Source organism: Serinibacter arcticus (genome assembly GCF_003121705.1).
Lineage (GTDB): Bacteria > Actinomycetota > Actinomycetes > Actinomycetales > Beutenbergiaceae > Litorihabitans.
Window position 1 is genome coordinate 3,271,237 of sequence record NZ_PYHR01000002.1, and the last position, 14,484, is coordinate 3,285,720.

A 14,484-nucleotide genomic window follows, 5' to 3' on the forward strand; every position below is an offset into this window, starting at 1 on the left:
GAGGGGGAGAGGCGTGGTGCGAAGCCCGCCCAGTCTGTGCGGTGGATCCGCCGAGGGGAAGTCCGCGGCCGTCGCGCGGGGGAGGATGGGGCCCGTGGAGGACGAGCGGGAGACGCGCGACGGCGGGGGCGTCGACGACGGGCGCGAGATCGGTGTCGGCCCGTGGCCCGGGGGCGAGGCGGCCTGGCCCGACGACCCGCGGTACGACCCCGAGCTGCTGGCGCAGGGCGACCGGCGCAACGTCGTGGACGCCTACCGCTACTGGCGGCTGGAGGCGATCGTCGCCGACCTCGACACCCGGCGCAGCCCGCTGCACGTGGCGATCGAGAACCTCGCCCACGACCTCAACATCGGGTCGATCGTGCGCACCGCGAACGCCTACAACGTGGCGGGCGTCCACGTCGTCGGGCGACGGCGGTGGAACCGTCGCGGGGCGATGGTCACCGACCGCTACCTGCACGTGCACCACCACCCCGACGCCGCGGCCTTCGCGGCCTGGGCGCGCGAGGCGGGGGTCGCCGTCGTCGGCATCGACAACGTGCCGGGGTCGACGGCGATCGAGACCGCCGGCCTGCCGCGCGCCGCGGTGCTGGTGTTCGGCTCCGAGGGCCCGGGTCTGAGCCCGGAGCTGCTGGCGGCGTGCGCGCAGCTCAGGCACATCACGCAGCACGGCTCGACCCGGTCGATCAACGCGGGGGCCGCGGCCGCCGTCGCCATGTACGCCTGGGCGAGCGAGCACCTGCCGCCGCCCGCCCCCTGAGCGCACGCGGGACGGACGTCCCGACGGGCCGGTCGCCGCATCTGACAGACTTGGCACGACCTGGTGAGTTCTTATCCCGAGGAGCAAACACGCATGCCCATCGCAACCCCTGAGGTTTACGCCGAGATGATCGACCGGGCCAAGGCCGGCTCGTTCGCCTACCCGGCGGTCAACATCACGTCCTCCCAGACCGTCACGGCGGCCATCCAGGGCTTCGCCGAGGCCGAGAGCGACGGGATCATCCAGGTCTCGGTCGGTGGCGCGGAGTACGCGTCCGGCTCGACGATCAAGGACCGCGTCTCCGGTTCGCTCGCGCTCGCCGCGTACGCGACCGAGGTCGCCAAGAACTACGGCGTGACCATCGCGCTGCACACGGACCACTGCGTCAAGAAGAACCTGGACTCCTGGGTCCGTCCGCTCCTGGCCCACGAGGCCGAGCAGGTCAAGCGCGGCGAGAACCCGACGTTCCAGTCCCACATGTTCGACGGCAGCGACATCCCGCTGGACGAGAACCTCGTGATCGCCGCCGAGCTCCTCGAGCTCTCTCAGGCTGCACGGACCATTCTCGAGATCGAGGTGGGCGTCGTCGGTGGTGAGGAGGACGGCCACGAGGCCGAGATCAACGACAAGCTGTACACGACGCCTCAGGACGGTCTCGCGACGGTCCGCGCCCTCGGCGCCGGCGAGAAGGGCCGCTACCTGACGGCCCTCACGTTCGGCAACGTGCACGGCGTCTACAAGCCGGGCGCGGTCAAGCTCCGTCCGGCCATCCTCAAGGAGATCCAGGACTCCGTCGGCGCCGAGCTCGGCAAGGCGAACCCGTTCGACCTCGTCTTCCACGGCGGCTCGGGCTCGACGGCGGAGGAGATCTCGGAGGCCGTCGACAACGGCGTCATCAAGATGAACATCGACACCGACACCCAGTACGCGTTCACGCGTCCCGTGGTCGGTCACATGTTCGGCAACTACGACGGCGTGCTCAAGATCGACGGCGAGGTGGGCAACAAGAAGGCCTACGACCCGCGCGCCTGGGGCAAGCTGGCCGAGGCCGGCATGGCCGCCCGCATCGTCGAGGCGTGCCAGCAGCTGCGCAGCGCCGGTCACAAGCTCTGAGCCGACCGGCGGACTGACCGACACGAAGGGCGGGTGGCCGACGGCCACCCGCCCTTCGTGCTGCCGGCGCCTCAGGCGGCGGAGAACGGTTCGGTGTCGGGGTCCGGCGCGCCGCCCTCGACGATCTCGACCATGTCGCCGATACGGGTGACGTCGAGGAGGAAGCGGACGACCTCGGGCGGGTCGATGACGCGGAGCGGGCCCGGTGTCCGGGTCGCCAGCCGCGCGAGCAGCGCGATGCCGCTGGAGTCCATGAAGGTGATGCCGGAGGCGTCCACCGAGGTGCGGCGCGAGGCCTTCTCGGCCTGGGCGACGGCGTCGGCCAGGTCCCCCGAGGCGCTGACGTCGATCTCGCCGGTCAGGGTGATGAACGTCCCCCGCCCGTCCTGGCTCACGTCGACCACCGGTCGCGCGATCAGCCCAGCATCGTCCATGGTGGCCTCCGAGCCATGGGTGAGCGATGTGGCACCGCTCTCAGCAGTGCAAGAGTACGCGAGGCGTCAAGGGACGGTTTGGGCCCGGTGAGGTGCTGCCGAGTCCACCCGTCGGGTCGGGTGCGCCACGCCCGCACACAGCGGGTCGAGGGAATGGGAGGATGGAACGGTGAGTCACGAGAGCCTGGGGACCGACGTCAGCGTCGGACCGCCGTCCACCCGTCTGCCCGCCGATCACCCTGACATCACCGTCGCGGCCCTGCTCGGGGACGACGGCGGAGTCGTCGACGTCCGCGACGTCGACGCGCTGCGGTCCGCGGCCGCCGCGCACCCCGACTCGAGCCTGGCCTGGGCGCTTCTGGCGCGCACCGAGCTCGACGGGATCGCGGAGGACGGCGACGCCGTCGCCGCGGACGCCGTCACGGCCTACGCCTACGCCCGCGTGGGCTACCACCGCGGCCTCGACGCGCTGCGTCGCGCCGGCTGGCGCGGCCAGGGCCCGATCCCGGTGTCCCACCCGGCCAACCGCGGCTTCCTCGCCGCCCTGCTCGCGCTCGGCGACGCCGCGCGTGCGCTGGGCGAGGTCGAGGAGGCGACGCGGATCGCGGAGTTCGTCGACCAGTCGGACCCGACCGCCCCCGCCGTCCTGGCGTCGGGCGTCCCGGTGGGCGAGGCGCCCGCCACCACAGGAGCGGAGTAGCCATGCCTGCAGTCGTCGTCGTCGGAGCCCAGTGGGGCGACGAGGGCAAGGGGAAGGCGACCGATCAGCTCGGCTCGCGCGTCGACTACGTCGTCAAGTTCAACGGCGGCAACAACGCCGGGCACACGGTGGTGATCGGCGACGAGAAGTACGCCCTCCACCTGCTGCCCTCGGGCATCCTGAGCCCGGGCGTCACGCCGGTGATCGGCAACGGCGTCGTCGTCGACCTCGAGGTCCTGTTCTCCGAGCTCGACCACCTCGAGACGCGCGGTGTGGACACCTCCCGCCTGCTCGTCAGCGGCAGCGCGCACGTCATCCCGCCCTACAACCGCACGCTCGACAAGGTGACGGAGCGGTTCCTCGGGAAGCGCCAGATCGGCACCACCGGTCGCGGCATCGGCCCGACGTACGCGGACAAGATGAACCGCGTCGGCGTCCGGATCCAGGACCTGTACGACGAGAAGATCCTGCGCGAGAAGATCGAGGGCGCGCTGGAGATGAAGAACCAGATCCTCCTCAAGGTCTACAACCGGCGCGCCGTCACGGTCGACGAGACGGTGGACGCCCTGCTGGCCTGGGCCGACCGGCTCCAGCCGATGGTCGCGGACTGCTCGCTCGTGCTGAACTCCGCGCTCGACCGCGGCGAGATCGTCCTGTTCGAGGCCGGCCAGGCCACGATGCTCGACGTCGACCACGGCACCTACCCGTTCGTCACGTCCTCCTCGGCCACGGCCGCGGGCGCGTGCACCGGTTCCGGCATCGGCCCGACCCGGATCGACCGCGTCGTCGGCGTCATCAAGGCCTACACGACGCGCGTCGGCGAGGGTCCGTTCCCGACCGAGCTGAACGACGAGATGGGTGAGTTCCTGCGCAAGACGGGCGGCGAGTTCGGTGTCACCACCGGCCGCTCGCGCCGCTGCGGCTGGTACGACGCCGTCATCGCCCGCTACTCCTCGCGCATCAACGGGCTCACGGACCTCGTGCTGACCAAGCTCGACGTGCTCACCGGCCTCGAGAAGATCCCGGTGTGCGTGGCCTACGACGTCGACGGCGTCCGCTACGACGAGATGCCCGTCGACCAGAGCGCGTTCCACCACGCGACGCCGATCTACGAGGAGCTCGACGGCTGGTACGAGGACATCTCCTCGGCCCGCACGTTCGAGGATCTCCCGGTCAACGCGCAGCGCTACGTCGAGCACCTCGAGTCGATCTCCGGCACGCGGATCTCCGCCGTCGGCGTCGGCCCGCAGCGCGAGGCGACGATCGCACGGCACGACATCCTGGGCTGAGCCCGGGCTGCGTTCGACCGGCGCGTTGCGCGCACCGATGGCCGCTTCCCGCGTGGGGAAGCGGCCATCGTCGTACGCAACGCCCTGGGGTGGCGGCAGGGTGGCGGCAGGTGCGGCGGGGTCAGGCGGGTGGTGGCCGCGAGTCCACGTCGGCGCCGTCCCACAGGTCCTCGCACGGGACCGGCAGGGCGGCATGGGTGCGGAGGTAGGGACCGGCCCCGACGTCCCCGGTGAGCGTGGCCGTGAGCGCGACGGCGTGGTCCCGGCCCACGAGGACCGGGTGGCCGGGGCGCCGTCGTAGGTCGCGCGGGCGAGCGCCGACGCCGGGGCCGCGCCCTCCGCCGTCGCCACGTCAACCACGCGCCGCACCGCCCGGGCCGGCAGCGTCGGGGTGTCGACCGTGAGGATCACGACGGCGTCGCCCCGCCCCGCGAACGCGGTCGCCAGGCCGGTGCGGAGCGTGGCTGACAGGCCGGTGGCCCAGTCCGCGACGACGACCGGCTCGACGGCGACCGGCTCGAGGGGGCTCGCGTGACCGTCGAGCCCGGCCAGCACCGCCGACGCCTCGTCCGCCCCCGCGCCCAGCGCGACCACGACCCGCTCGCAGCCGCCGGAGCGCAGCGCCCGCACCGCGAGGTGCAGCCAGGGGGTGCCGTCGGCCGCGCGCGCGAGCGCCTTGGGCCCCCCGAACCGCGTCCCGGCGCCGGCGGCGAGCACGAGTCCGACGAGCACTCCGCCTCCTCGGGCCGTGGGGATGGTCGGGGCCGTGACCCTGTCCGACACACGCCCGTCACTGCTGGTGACCGGGCGTCACGTGAGCGTAGCGCCGTCGTTACAGGGCCCTCGTACGGTCGGGTGATGCTCGAGCTCGCCCACGATCTGCTGCCCCTGCTGCGGGCCGGGCGGAGCGCTGCCGTCGTGACGGTGACCCGGGTGGCCCGCAGCGCGCCGCGCGGCGTGGGCACCTCGATGGTCGTGACGGCGGACGCCCGGGTCGTCGGGTCGCTCTCCAGCGGGTGCGTCGAGGGCGACGCCGTGCTGCTGGCCCTCGACGCCCTCGCGACGGGGGAGACCCGCCGCGCCACCTTCGGCGTCGTGGCGGTGCCCGACGGCGGGGGGCGGGTCAGGCGGGCCGCTCGCCCGAGCTCGTGGCCGGGCCCGGCCTCGCGTGCGGCGGTTCGATCGACGTGCTGGCCTACCGGGTCACTCCGCAGGACGGCGCGGTGATCGCCGCGCTGGAGGACGTCGTCGCGGACCGGCCCGCCGCCGTCGGGATCGTCCGGTCGGGGGAGGGCGCCGGACGCGTGGTCGCGCTCGACGTCGTCGCGCACCCCGCGCACGCCACCGCCCACCCGACCCGCGACCTCCTCGTCCTCACGCACACCCCCCGCCCGCGCCTGGTGGTGCTCGGGGCGGGGGAGCACGCCGTCGCGCTGTGCCGCCTCGCCGCCGCGGCCGGGTTCGCCGTCACGGTCGGGGACGCCTCGGCGCTGATGGCCACGCGGGAGCGGTTCCCGGACGCCGACCGGGTGGTGGTCGGCGAGGGCGTCGACGTCCTCGCCGCGCTGCCGTCGCACGCGCTCGGCCCGCGCACCGCCGTCTGCGTCCTCACGCACGACGTGCGCGTCGACGTCCCGGCCCTGGCCGCCGCGCTCGCGCTGCCGGTCGGCTTCGTCGGCGCGATGGGCTCGCGCTCGACCGTCGCGCGGCGCGCCCGGCTGCTGCGCGAGGCCGGCGTGGACGAGTCCGCCCTCGCACGCCTGCGGTCCCCGATCGGTCTCGACCTCGGCGGCACGTCCGAGCTCGAGACGGCGCTGTCGATCCTCGCGGAGATCGTCGCCGTCCGGCACACCGCCTCGGCCCGCCCGCTCAGCCGGACGGCCGGGCGGCTGCACGGCGCCCCGCCGTCGCCCACCGCCGTCACCCCCGCGTCCCACCCTGCGTCCCACCCCGCCTGCACCACGACGAACGGAGCGGTCGCATGAGCGCCGGACCCGCCACCACCGCCCGCACGATCATCGAGAACGGCTACGTCGCGACGGTCGACGGCGCGGGGAACGAGCACGCCCGCGGTCACGTCGTGATCGAGGGGTCGCGCATCGTCGCGGTGGGCGAGGGGCCGGCGCCGGCCGAGCTGCGCGTCGGGGCCGACGTCGTCGACGCGACCGGCTGCCTGGTGACGCCGGGCCTGGTCAACACCCACCACCACCTGTACCAGTGGCTGACGCGCGGCTACGCGCAGGACGCGATCCTGTTCGACTGGCTGACCTCGCTGTACCCGCTGTGGGCGCGGATCGACGCCGGCCTCACCGGGACCGCGGCGGCCGGCGCGATGGCCGTGCTCGCGCGCTCGGGCTGCACCACGGTGGGCGACCACCACTACGTCTTCCCGGCCGGGAGCGGCGACATCGTCGGCGCGATCGTCGAGGCGGCGCACCGCGTCGGCGTCCGGCTGCACGCCACGCGCGGCTCGATGGACCTCGGCGCCTCGCAGGGCGGGCTGCCGCCGGACTTCGCCGTCGAGACGACGGCGGCGGCGCTCGCGGCCTCGCAGGAGGCGGTCGAGCGTTACCACGACCCCGCGCCCGACGCCCTGGTGAAGGTCGCGATCGCGCCGTGCTCGCCGTTCTCCGTGACGAGCGACCTGCTGCGCGAGGCGGCCGTGCTGGCGCGCGACCTCGACGTCCGGCTGCACACGCACGCCTCGGAGACGGTCGAGGAGGACGCCTACTGCGCGGAGAGGTTCGGCCGCACGCCCACGCAGTACCTCGAGGACCTCGGCTGGCTGGGGCCCGACGTCTGGATGGCGCACTGCGTCCACCTCGACGCCCCCGCGATCGAGCGGTACGCGGCCACGGGCACCGGCGTCGCGCACTGCCCGTCCTCGAACGGGCGCCTGGCCGCCGGGATCGCCCCGGTGCGCGACCTGCTGGCGGCGGGCGTCGCCGTCGGGCTCGGGGTGGACGGCGCCGCGTCCAACGAGTCGGGCCAGCTCGGCGTCGAGATCCGCGAGTCCGTCCTGATGGGCCGGCTGCGGACCGGGGCCGACTCGCTCAGCGTCCGTTCCGCGCTCTGGATGGCGACGGCGGGCGGGGCCCGGGTGCTCGGCCGCGCCGCCGAGCTCGGCTCGCTCGAGGTGGGCAAGCTCGCCGACCTCGTGGTGTGGCGGGTCGACGGCGTCGAGCACGCCGGCATCATCGACCCGGTCGCCGCGCTCGGACTCGGCGCTCTGCCGGTCGTGGCCCGCAGCCTGGTCGGCGGGCGCCCGGTCGTCGTCGACGGCGCGCTCGTCACCGCCGAGGAGCCGGTCATCGCGCGCGAGGTCGCTGCTGCGTCCCTCGCCCTGGCCGAGCGGCTCTGAGGCGACGCCGTGGACGTCACGACGGTCGACTCCTTCCGCGCGGCACGGACGCGCGCCGACCTCGCGCTCGCGCCGGGGGAGGTGCCCATCGCCGGCGGCACCTGGCTGATGAGCGAGCCGCAGCCGCGCACCACCGGCTTCGTCGACCTGACCACGATGGGCTGGCCCGACCTGGAGGTGACGGGCGAGGGCCTGCGCATCGGGGCGACGTGCACGATCGCGACGCTCGTGGCGTGGGCGGAGGGACGGCTCACGCCGCGCACCGCGGCGCTGCCCCCGGTTCCCGAGGCCTGGACGGCGGTGGCGCTCGCGCCGGCCGCCGCGAACGCGCTGCTCGCCTCGTTCAAGATCTGGAACACCGCGACCGTCGGCGGCAACGTCTGCCGCTCCTACGCGGCCGCCGCGATGGTCTCGCTCGCGGTCGCGCTCGACGGCGTCGCGGAGGTCTGGTGCCCGGACGGGAGCGAGCGACGGGTCGCCGTCGCCGACCTCGTGACGGGCGACGCGACCAACGCGCTGGCCGACGGCGAGATCCTGCGCGCCGTCGTGCTGCCCGACGTCGCTCTGCGGTCGCGCGCCGTGCTCCGCAAGGTGGCGCTCGCCGAGCTGGGGCGCTCGGGCGCGGTCGTCACGGGACGCGTGGATCCGGACGGCACCGTCGTCGTCGCGATCACGGCCGCGACGTCGACGCCCACCGTGCTGCGCTACCCGTCGCTGCCCCCGGAGGCGCGGCTGCGCAGCGACGTCGAGGCCGCGCCCGGCTACTACTCCGACCCGCTCGGCCCCGCCGACTGGCGCCGCGCCGTCAGCGCCACGCTCGCCACCCGCGTCCGCGAGGACCTGATCACCGGGGGGACCGCATGAGGTTCACCGTCAACGCCACCGAGGTCGAGGCCGAGCCCGACCCCGGCCAGTGCCTGCGCACGCTGCTGCGGTCCAGCGGTCACACGGAGGTGAAGAAGGGGTGCGACGCCGGCGACTGCGGCGCGTGCTCCGTGCTGCTCGACGGCGAGCCCGTCCACTCCTGCATCATCCCGGCCGTGCGGGTCGAGGGCCGGGCGGTGACGACGGCGGCCGGGCTCGCCCCGGGCGACGAGCTCCACCCCGTGCAGGAGGCCCTGATCGAGCGGTTCGGGTTCCAGTGCGGGTTCTGCTCGCCGGGGATGAGCGTGACCGCGTCGACGCTGACGCCCGAGGACCTGCCCGACCTGGACCGGCGGATGAAGGGGAACCTGTGCCGCTGCACGGGGTACCGGCCGATCCGCGAGGCGATCCGGTGCGGGGTGCTCGAGGGGTCGGAACCGGGGTCGGGTTCCGGGGAGGGTGGCGGCTGCGCCGGGACGTGCGGGGCCGCGGCGCTGACGCGGACGGCGGAGCCCGCGTCCGAGGCCACGCAGCGCCCGCTCGACGGCGTCGGCCGCTCGGTCCGGCCGCCGCGCGGTCGCGAGATCGTGCAGGGCCTGGAGCCGTTCACGTTCGACACGGTCGTGCCCGGTGCGCTCACGCTGCGGGTCGTCGGGTCGCCGCACGCGCACGCCCGGATCCTCGCGATCGACACCGCGGCGGCCCTGGCGGTGCCGGGCGTCGTGGCCGTGCTCACGCACGAGGACGCGCCGTCGCGACGGTTCTCCACCGCCCGCCACCAGCACCGCGAGGACGACCCGGACGACACCCGGATGCTCGACGACGTCGTGCGGTACATCGGTCAGCGCGTCGCCGCCGTGGTGGCCGAGACGCCCGCGGCCGCCGTCGCCGCCTGCGCGCTGGTCCGCGTGACGTACGAGGTGCTGCCCGCCGTCTTCGACCCGGAGGAGGCCCGGACGCCGGGGGCGCCGCTGCTGCACCCCGACCTCAACGAGCTCGACCGGGTCCACGAGTCCTCGCGCAACGTCGTCGCGGCGCTGCACGGCGGGTACGGGGGCGACGTCGACGCGGCGCTCGCGGCCAGCGCCGTCACCGTCGGCGGGACGTGGAGCACGAGCCGGGTCACGCACGCGCAGCTCGAGACGCACGGGGCGATCGGGTGGCTCGACGACGACGGGCGGCTCGTCATCCGCTCCAGCACGCAGGTGCCGTTCCTCGTGCGGGACGAGCTCGCGCTCCTGCTCGACCTGCCGCGGGAGAAGGTGCGCGTGTTCGCCGCCCGGGTGGGCGGCGGGTTCGGCGGCAAGCAGGAGGTCTTCACGGAGGACCTGGTGGCGCTCGCGGTGCTGCGGACGGGGCGGCCGGTCTCCTACGAGTTCTCGCGCACGGACGAGTTCCTGCGCTCCTCGCTGCGCCACCCGTTCCGGGTCCGGGTGACGCTCGGCGCGGACGCGGGCGGGGTGCTGACGGCGATGAAGGTCGACGTCCTCACCGACACGGGCGCGTACGGCAACCACGCGATCGGCGTCATGTTCCACTCCTGCGCGGAGTCGATCGGGGTCTACCGCGCGCCCGTGAAGTGGGTGGACGCCGAGGCGGTCTACACGAACAACGTGCCGTCGGGGGCGTTCCGCGGCTACGGGCTCGGGCAGGTGATCCTCGGCGTCGAGTCGGCGATGGACCTGCTCGCCCAGGAGCTGGGGATCGACCCGTTCGAGCTGCGGCGGCTCAACGCCGTCGCGCAGGGTGACCCGATCCGGGTGACGCACGAGCACCACGAGGACGACCTGATCTGGGGGAGCTACGGGCTCGACCAGTGCCTCGACCTCGCGGAGGCGGCGCTGCGGCGTGGCAACGGCGTCGAGGCACCGGCGGGCTGGGACGTGGGGGAGGGGATGGCGCTCGGGATGCTCTCGACGATGGCGCCCCGCGGCCACTTCTCCGACACCAGCGTGACGCTGCGGCCCGACGGCGTGGTGGTGCTCGACGTCGGCACCGCCGAGTTCGGCAACGGCACCTCGACGGTGCACCGGCAGATCGCGGCGTCGGCGCTCGGGATCGACGGCGAGCGGCTCGTGCTGCGCCGGTCCGACACCGACCTGGTGGGGCACGACACGGGCGCGTTCGCGTCGTCGGGCATCACGGTCGCGGGGCGCGCGCTGCACGCCGCGTGCCTCGCGCTGCGGGAGTCCGTGGCGCGGGTGGCGGGGGACGACGGCGATGGCGTCGCTCCTGCCGACGTGACGCTCACCCCCGCGGGGGTGAGCGTCGGGGGACGCACGGTCGGCTACGCCGAGCTCGTCGCGGCGGCGCCGGCTGCGGAGCGCTCCGCCGAGGGCCTGCGTGCCGTGGCGTCCGAGCGGGCGTTCGTGCGCTCGCTGGTGTTCAACGTGCACGCGGTGCGGGTCGCCGTCGATCCCGGCACGGGCGCGGTGAAGGTGCTGCAGTCGGTCCAGTCCGCCGACGCGGGGTTCGTCATGAACCCGGCGCAGTGCCGCGGTCAGGTCGAGGGCGGGGCGGCGCAGGGACTGGGCAGCGCGCTGCTCGAGGAGGTGATGACGGACGGCGCCGGCGGGCTCACCACGACCGTCTTCCGCACCTACCGCGTGCCGCAGTTCGCCGACGTGCCCGAGACCGAGGTCTACTTCGCCGAGACGAGCGACGAGCTGGGCCCCTTCGGGGCGAAGTCGATGAGCGAGTCCCCGTACAACCCGGTGGCGCCGGCCGTGGGGAACGCGATCGCGCGGGCCACGGGCGCGCGGGTGTATCAGCAGCCGTTCTCGCGGGACCGGGTGTGGCGGGCGGCGGCGCAGGCCGCGAGTGGCGCCGAGGTGTCGGACCAGATCGTGGAGGACGTCGCGTAGGTCCGGCGACGGACCGGGCGGTGCGCGGGCGGTGCGCGGGCGGTGCGCAGGCGGCGGCCTCGCCGGCGCCGCCACCGTGGGCCCGACGAAGGCGGCGCCGCCGCCTCCCCGACCGCGCCCTTGTGGCTGTTGCGCCGCCGTCGCCGCGCCCTTGTGGTCGTGTTCGCCGCTCGGGAGCGACCACAGCGGCGCGGTCGCGGAGGCGCAGCGACCACAAGGGCACGTGTGCGTGCTGGGGCGGGCCTCAAGCGCGGGGTGGTTGGCGCCGGGCGGGGGTGAGCCTGGGGTTGGGGTGCGTGCGCTGGGCCGGGCGCGCCCGAAGCGCGGGTTGGCCAGGGCTGGGTCGGGGGTGAGTCTGGGGTTGGGGTGCGTGCGGCGGGCCGGGTGCGCCCGAAGCGCGGGGTGGCCCGCGCCCGCCTACAGCCCCTTCTGCGGCGTCATCCCCATCCGGGCGAGCGTGACGTTCTCTGCGATCTGCACCAGGTTGTAGAGCACGAGCGAGACCGCCGTCACCGCGACCACGGACGCCCACAGCGCCGAGAACTGCGCCTGCGGGACGAAGCCGCCGATCGAGCCGCCGATGCCCGTGCCGACCGCGAGCCACTCCGCCAGGAGCGCTCCCGTGATGGCACCCGGCACCGAGATCCGCACCGCGGCGAAGAACGCGGGCAGCGACGACGGGACGGCCACGTGCCGCAGCGTGCTCACCGTCCCACCGCCGTAGACGGCGACCAGGTCGTTCATGTGACCCGCAGCGGACTTCAGCCCGAACGAGATCGTCACCAGCGCGGGGAACAGCACGACGATCCCGCCGATGACGGCGACCGCCGCCGTCCCGCGGCCGAAGATCATCACGATCACGGGCGCCATGGCGATCAGGGGCACCGACCGCAGCAGCATCGCCGCCGGCATCAGCGCGTGCTCGGTGCCGCGGCTGAGCTGGAAGGACAGGGCCACCACGATGGCGGCGAGCAGTCCGGCGACGAAACCGACCGCCGAGTGCCCGAGCGTGACGGCGAGGTTGCCCGCGATGAGGTCGCGGTTGGCCTGGGCGGCCGGCACCGTCATCAGGAAGTTCCAGACGTCGACCGGCCCCTTGGCGATCATCGGCGAGACCTGGAGCACGGCGAGCAGACCGACCCACAGCACGAGGACCGCGACCAGCGTCAGCGCGAACGTCATCACCGACCGTCCGAGGGCGATCAGCACGCTGCGGCGGGCGTCGCGGCTCACCTGTGCGGTGAGCGCCGCCGTCGAGTCGTCGACGACGGCGGCGGGGGCCGCGACGGCGGAGGTGGCCTCCGCCGTCGTGCTCGGTGAGGTGGGGGAGGTGGTCGAGCTCACGAGGAGGCTCCCTTCGACCACGGCGCCACGAGCCGGGCGACGAGCCCGATCGCGACGAAGCCGAGGAGGGCGACGGCGCCGCTCGCCAGGGCGAGGGCCCAGATTCGGGGCGCGTCGGAGTTCTGCATCGCGAGCATCATCGCCATCCCGACGCCGGACTCGACCTTCCCGAAGAACCCGGCGAGCACCGCCCCGAGGAAGGCGGCGGGCACGGCGATCTGGAGGGCGTTGAGGATCGCGGGCAGCGCGGCGATCAGCCGCACCTTGACCAGCTGGGTGAAGCGGCTGCCGCCGTAGACGGCGACCAGGTCGAGCGCGGAGGCGTCGGCGGACTTGAGTCCGAGCAGCGCCCCGACGACCGTGGTGAAGAAGACCGACAGCGCCGCGAGCAGCACCGCCGTCCCGCTCGGCTCGCCCCGTCCGGGCGGCGGGATGAGGACGACGGCGAGGACCGCCACCGCGACGATCGGGATGCAGTACGTGATGATCGCGAGCTGCGTGATCAGTCCCTCGAGGCGGGGCAGCACCAGCACGAGGCCCGAGAGCACGAGCGCCAGCGCGTTGCCCCACAGGTAGCCGGTGCCGGCCTCGGTCAGCGTGACGGAGAAGTTGCGCCAGAAGTAGGCCCAGCCGGCGTCGCCGAACGCGGCGATCACCTGCGGCGGGGTCGGGATCGCCTGCACACCGGCCGCGCCGACGCTGCTGAGCACGGTCGCGGCCAGCAGCCACCAGACGGCGATGATGCCGACGCCGCCCAGCACGCCGACCGCCCACGGCGGCAGCGGCCGTCGCGGACGGGTCGACGGCACGCGCGCGGCCGGGGTCACCCCGGACGCCCCGCCCGCACCGCCGCCGTCCCCGACGCCATCCGCAGCGGCAGCAGCCGCCACCTCTCCCGACCGCGTCTCAGTGCTCATCGCCGGCCGCCCCCGTGTCGCCGAACAGGATCTCGGACGCCTGGTCGACGTAGTGGTGGAACTCCGGCGTCCGCATCATCTCGGGCGTCCGCGGGCGGGGGAGGTCGATCGTCATGACCTCCTTCACCCGGCCGGGCCGGGCGCTCATCACGGCCACCTGGTCGGACAGGAAGATCGCCTCGGAGATCCCGTGCGTCACGAGCAGCGTGGTCGACGGACGCTCGGTCCAGATCCGCAGCAGCTCGAGGTTGAGGCGCTGCCGCGTCATGTCGTCGAGCGCGCCGAACGGCTCGTCGAACAGCAGCACCTCGGGGCGCAGGATGAGGGAGCGGGCGATCGACACCCGCTGCCTCATCCCGCCCGAGAGCTGGGCCGGCTTGGCCTTCTCGAAGCCGTTCAGGCCGACGAGCGCGATCATCTCGCGCACGTACTCGTCGTCGACCTTGCGACCGGCGACCTCGAACGGCAGCTTCACGTTGGACAGCACGCTCCGCCACGGCAGCAGCGCTGAGTCCTGGAAGGCGATGCCCAGCTTGGTCTGCTGACGGAGCTCCCACGGCGACATCCCGTCCACCAGCGCGGTCCCGCTGGTGGGCTGCTCGAGCCCCGCCAGGATCCGCAGGATGGTCGACTTGCCGCAGCCCGAGGGCCCGAGCAGCGACAGGAACGTGCCCTGGTCGGTGAACAGGTCGGTGTCCTGCAGCGCCGTGACCCGGTTGCGGCCCGAGGAGAAGACCTTCGACAGGCCCTCCAGCCGGAGCCCCGTGCCGAGGCTCGCGCGGGTGGTCGGCGCCTCGAGCACGCCGGTGGCGTCAGTCGTCGTGGGAGCGTCCATCGG

At 74.2% G+C, this 14,484-nt stretch carries 14 protein-coding genes and 1 pseudogene; 9 read left to right on the forward strand and 6 right to left on the reverse strand.

The features are described from left to right. The first annotated feature begins 85 nt into the window (after positions 1–85). Complete coding sequence (locus C8046_RS14580; RefSeq protein ID WP_109230066.1) at positions 86–760, forward strand: TrmH family RNA methyltransferase; 675 nt, start codon at positions 86–88, stop codon at positions 758–760. Between the two features lie 93 nt (positions 761–853). Continuing rightward, positions 854–1,873 carry a class II fructose-bisphosphate aldolase gene (gene fbaA / locus C8046_RS14585; protein ID WP_109230067.1) on the forward strand — a complete coding sequence of 340 codons (1,020 nt, stop codon included), beginning with the start codon at positions 854–856 and terminating at the stop codon, positions 1,871–1,873. A gap of 71 nt (positions 1,874–1,944) precedes the next feature. On the opposite strand, the gene C8046_RS14590 is transcribed toward fbaA, so the two are convergent. Further along, positions 1,945–2,307: an STAS domain-containing protein gene (locus C8046_RS14590; RefSeq protein ID WP_109230068.1), complete on the reverse strand. Its 363-nt coding sequence runs from the start codon at positions 2,305–2,307 to the stop codon at positions 1,945–1,947. A gap of 169 nt (positions 2,308–2,476) precedes the next feature. Between C8046_RS14590 and C8046_RS14595 the strand changes: the two genes are divergently transcribed. Both C8046_RS14595 and C8046_RS14600 read left to right on the forward strand, forming a co-directional pair. Continuing rightward, positions 2,477–3,007 carry a DUF3151 family protein gene (locus C8046_RS14595; RefSeq protein ID WP_109230069.1) on the forward strand — a complete coding sequence of 177 codons (531 nt, stop codon included), beginning with the start codon at positions 2,477–2,479 and terminating at the stop codon, positions 3,005–3,007. A 2-nt stretch (positions 3,008–3,009) separates the two neighbouring features. Next, positions 3,010–4,296: an adenylosuccinate synthase gene (locus C8046_RS14600; RefSeq protein WP_109230070.1), complete on the forward strand. Its 1,287-nt coding sequence runs from the start codon at positions 3,010–3,012 to the stop codon at positions 4,294–4,296. 121 nt (positions 4,297–4,417) lie between these two features. On the opposite strand, the gene C8046_RS20025 is transcribed toward C8046_RS14600, so the two are convergent. Together C8046_RS20025 and C8046_RS20030 are read right to left on the reverse strand one after the other, a co-directional pair. Then, entirely contained in the window at positions 4,418–4,567 is a 150-nt protein-coding gene (locus C8046_RS20025; protein ID WP_328587606.1) for a hypothetical protein, read from the reverse strand. 110 nt (positions 4,568–4,677) lie between these two features. Beyond that, positions 4,678–5,079 (reverse strand): annotated as a pseudogene (locus C8046_RS20030) (NTP transferase domain-containing protein); the annotation flags it as partial. A gap of 75 nt (positions 5,080–5,154) precedes the next feature. Between C8046_RS20030 and C8046_RS14610 the strand changes: the two are divergent. From C8046_RS14610 to C8046_RS14630, 5 genes are read left to right on the forward strand one after another with little or no spacing between them, the layout of a single operon-like run. Further along, complete coding sequence (locus C8046_RS14610) at positions 5,155–5,523, forward strand: XdhC family protein (protein ID WP_109230071.1); 369 nt, start codon at positions 5,155–5,157, stop codon at positions 5,521–5,523. Beyond that, positions 5,520–6,281: an XdhC family protein gene (locus tag C8046_RS14615; protein WP_146197177.1), complete on the forward strand. Its 762-nt coding sequence runs from the start codon at positions 5,520–5,522 to the stop codon at positions 6,279–6,281. The genes C8046_RS14610 and C8046_RS14615 overlap by 4 nt, the downstream gene beginning before the upstream one ends. Further along, positions 6,278–7,657 (forward strand): 8-oxoguanine deaminase, encoded by a 1,380-nt coding sequence (locus tag C8046_RS14620; RefSeq protein WP_109230073.1) that lies wholly within the window; start codon positions 6,278–6,280, stop codon positions 7,655–7,657. Before C8046_RS14615 ends, C8046_RS14620 begins: the two co-directional genes overlap by 4 nt. A 9-nt stretch (positions 7,658–7,666) precedes the next feature. Further along, entirely contained in the window at positions 7,667–8,521 is an 855-nt protein-coding gene (locus C8046_RS14625) for an FAD binding domain-containing protein (RefSeq protein WP_109230074.1), read from the forward strand. Continuing rightward, a complete protein-coding gene (locus C8046_RS14630; protein WP_109230075.1) occupies positions 8,518–11,385 on the forward strand; it encodes a molybdopterin-dependent oxidoreductase in 2,868 nt (955 codons plus the stop codon). The genes C8046_RS14625 and C8046_RS14630 overlap by 4 nt, the downstream gene beginning before the upstream one ends. 417 nt (positions 11,386–11,802) lie before the next feature. On the opposite strand, the gene C8046_RS14635 is transcribed toward C8046_RS14630, so the two are convergent. From C8046_RS14635 to C8046_RS14645, 3 genes are read right to left on the reverse strand one after another with little or no spacing between them, the layout of a single operon-like run. Next, a complete protein-coding gene (locus tag C8046_RS14635; protein ID WP_235866341.1) occupies positions 11,803–12,729 on the reverse strand; it encodes an ABC transporter permease in 927 nt (308 codons plus the stop codon). After that, positions 12,726–13,646, reverse strand: a complete 921-nt coding sequence (locus C8046_RS14640) for an ABC transporter permease (RefSeq protein WP_109230076.1) — start codon at positions 13,644–13,646, stop codon at positions 12,726–12,728. The genes C8046_RS14635 and C8046_RS14640 overlap by 4 nt, the downstream gene beginning before the upstream one ends. After that, on the reverse strand, positions 13,636–14,481 hold the full coding sequence (locus C8046_RS14645) for an ABC transporter ATP-binding protein (protein ID WP_109230077.1): 846 nt from the start codon (positions 14,479–14,481) through the stop codon (positions 13,636–13,638). Before C8046_RS14645 ends, C8046_RS14640 begins: the two co-directional genes overlap by 11 nt. Positions 14,482–14,484 lie beyond the last annotated feature (3 nt).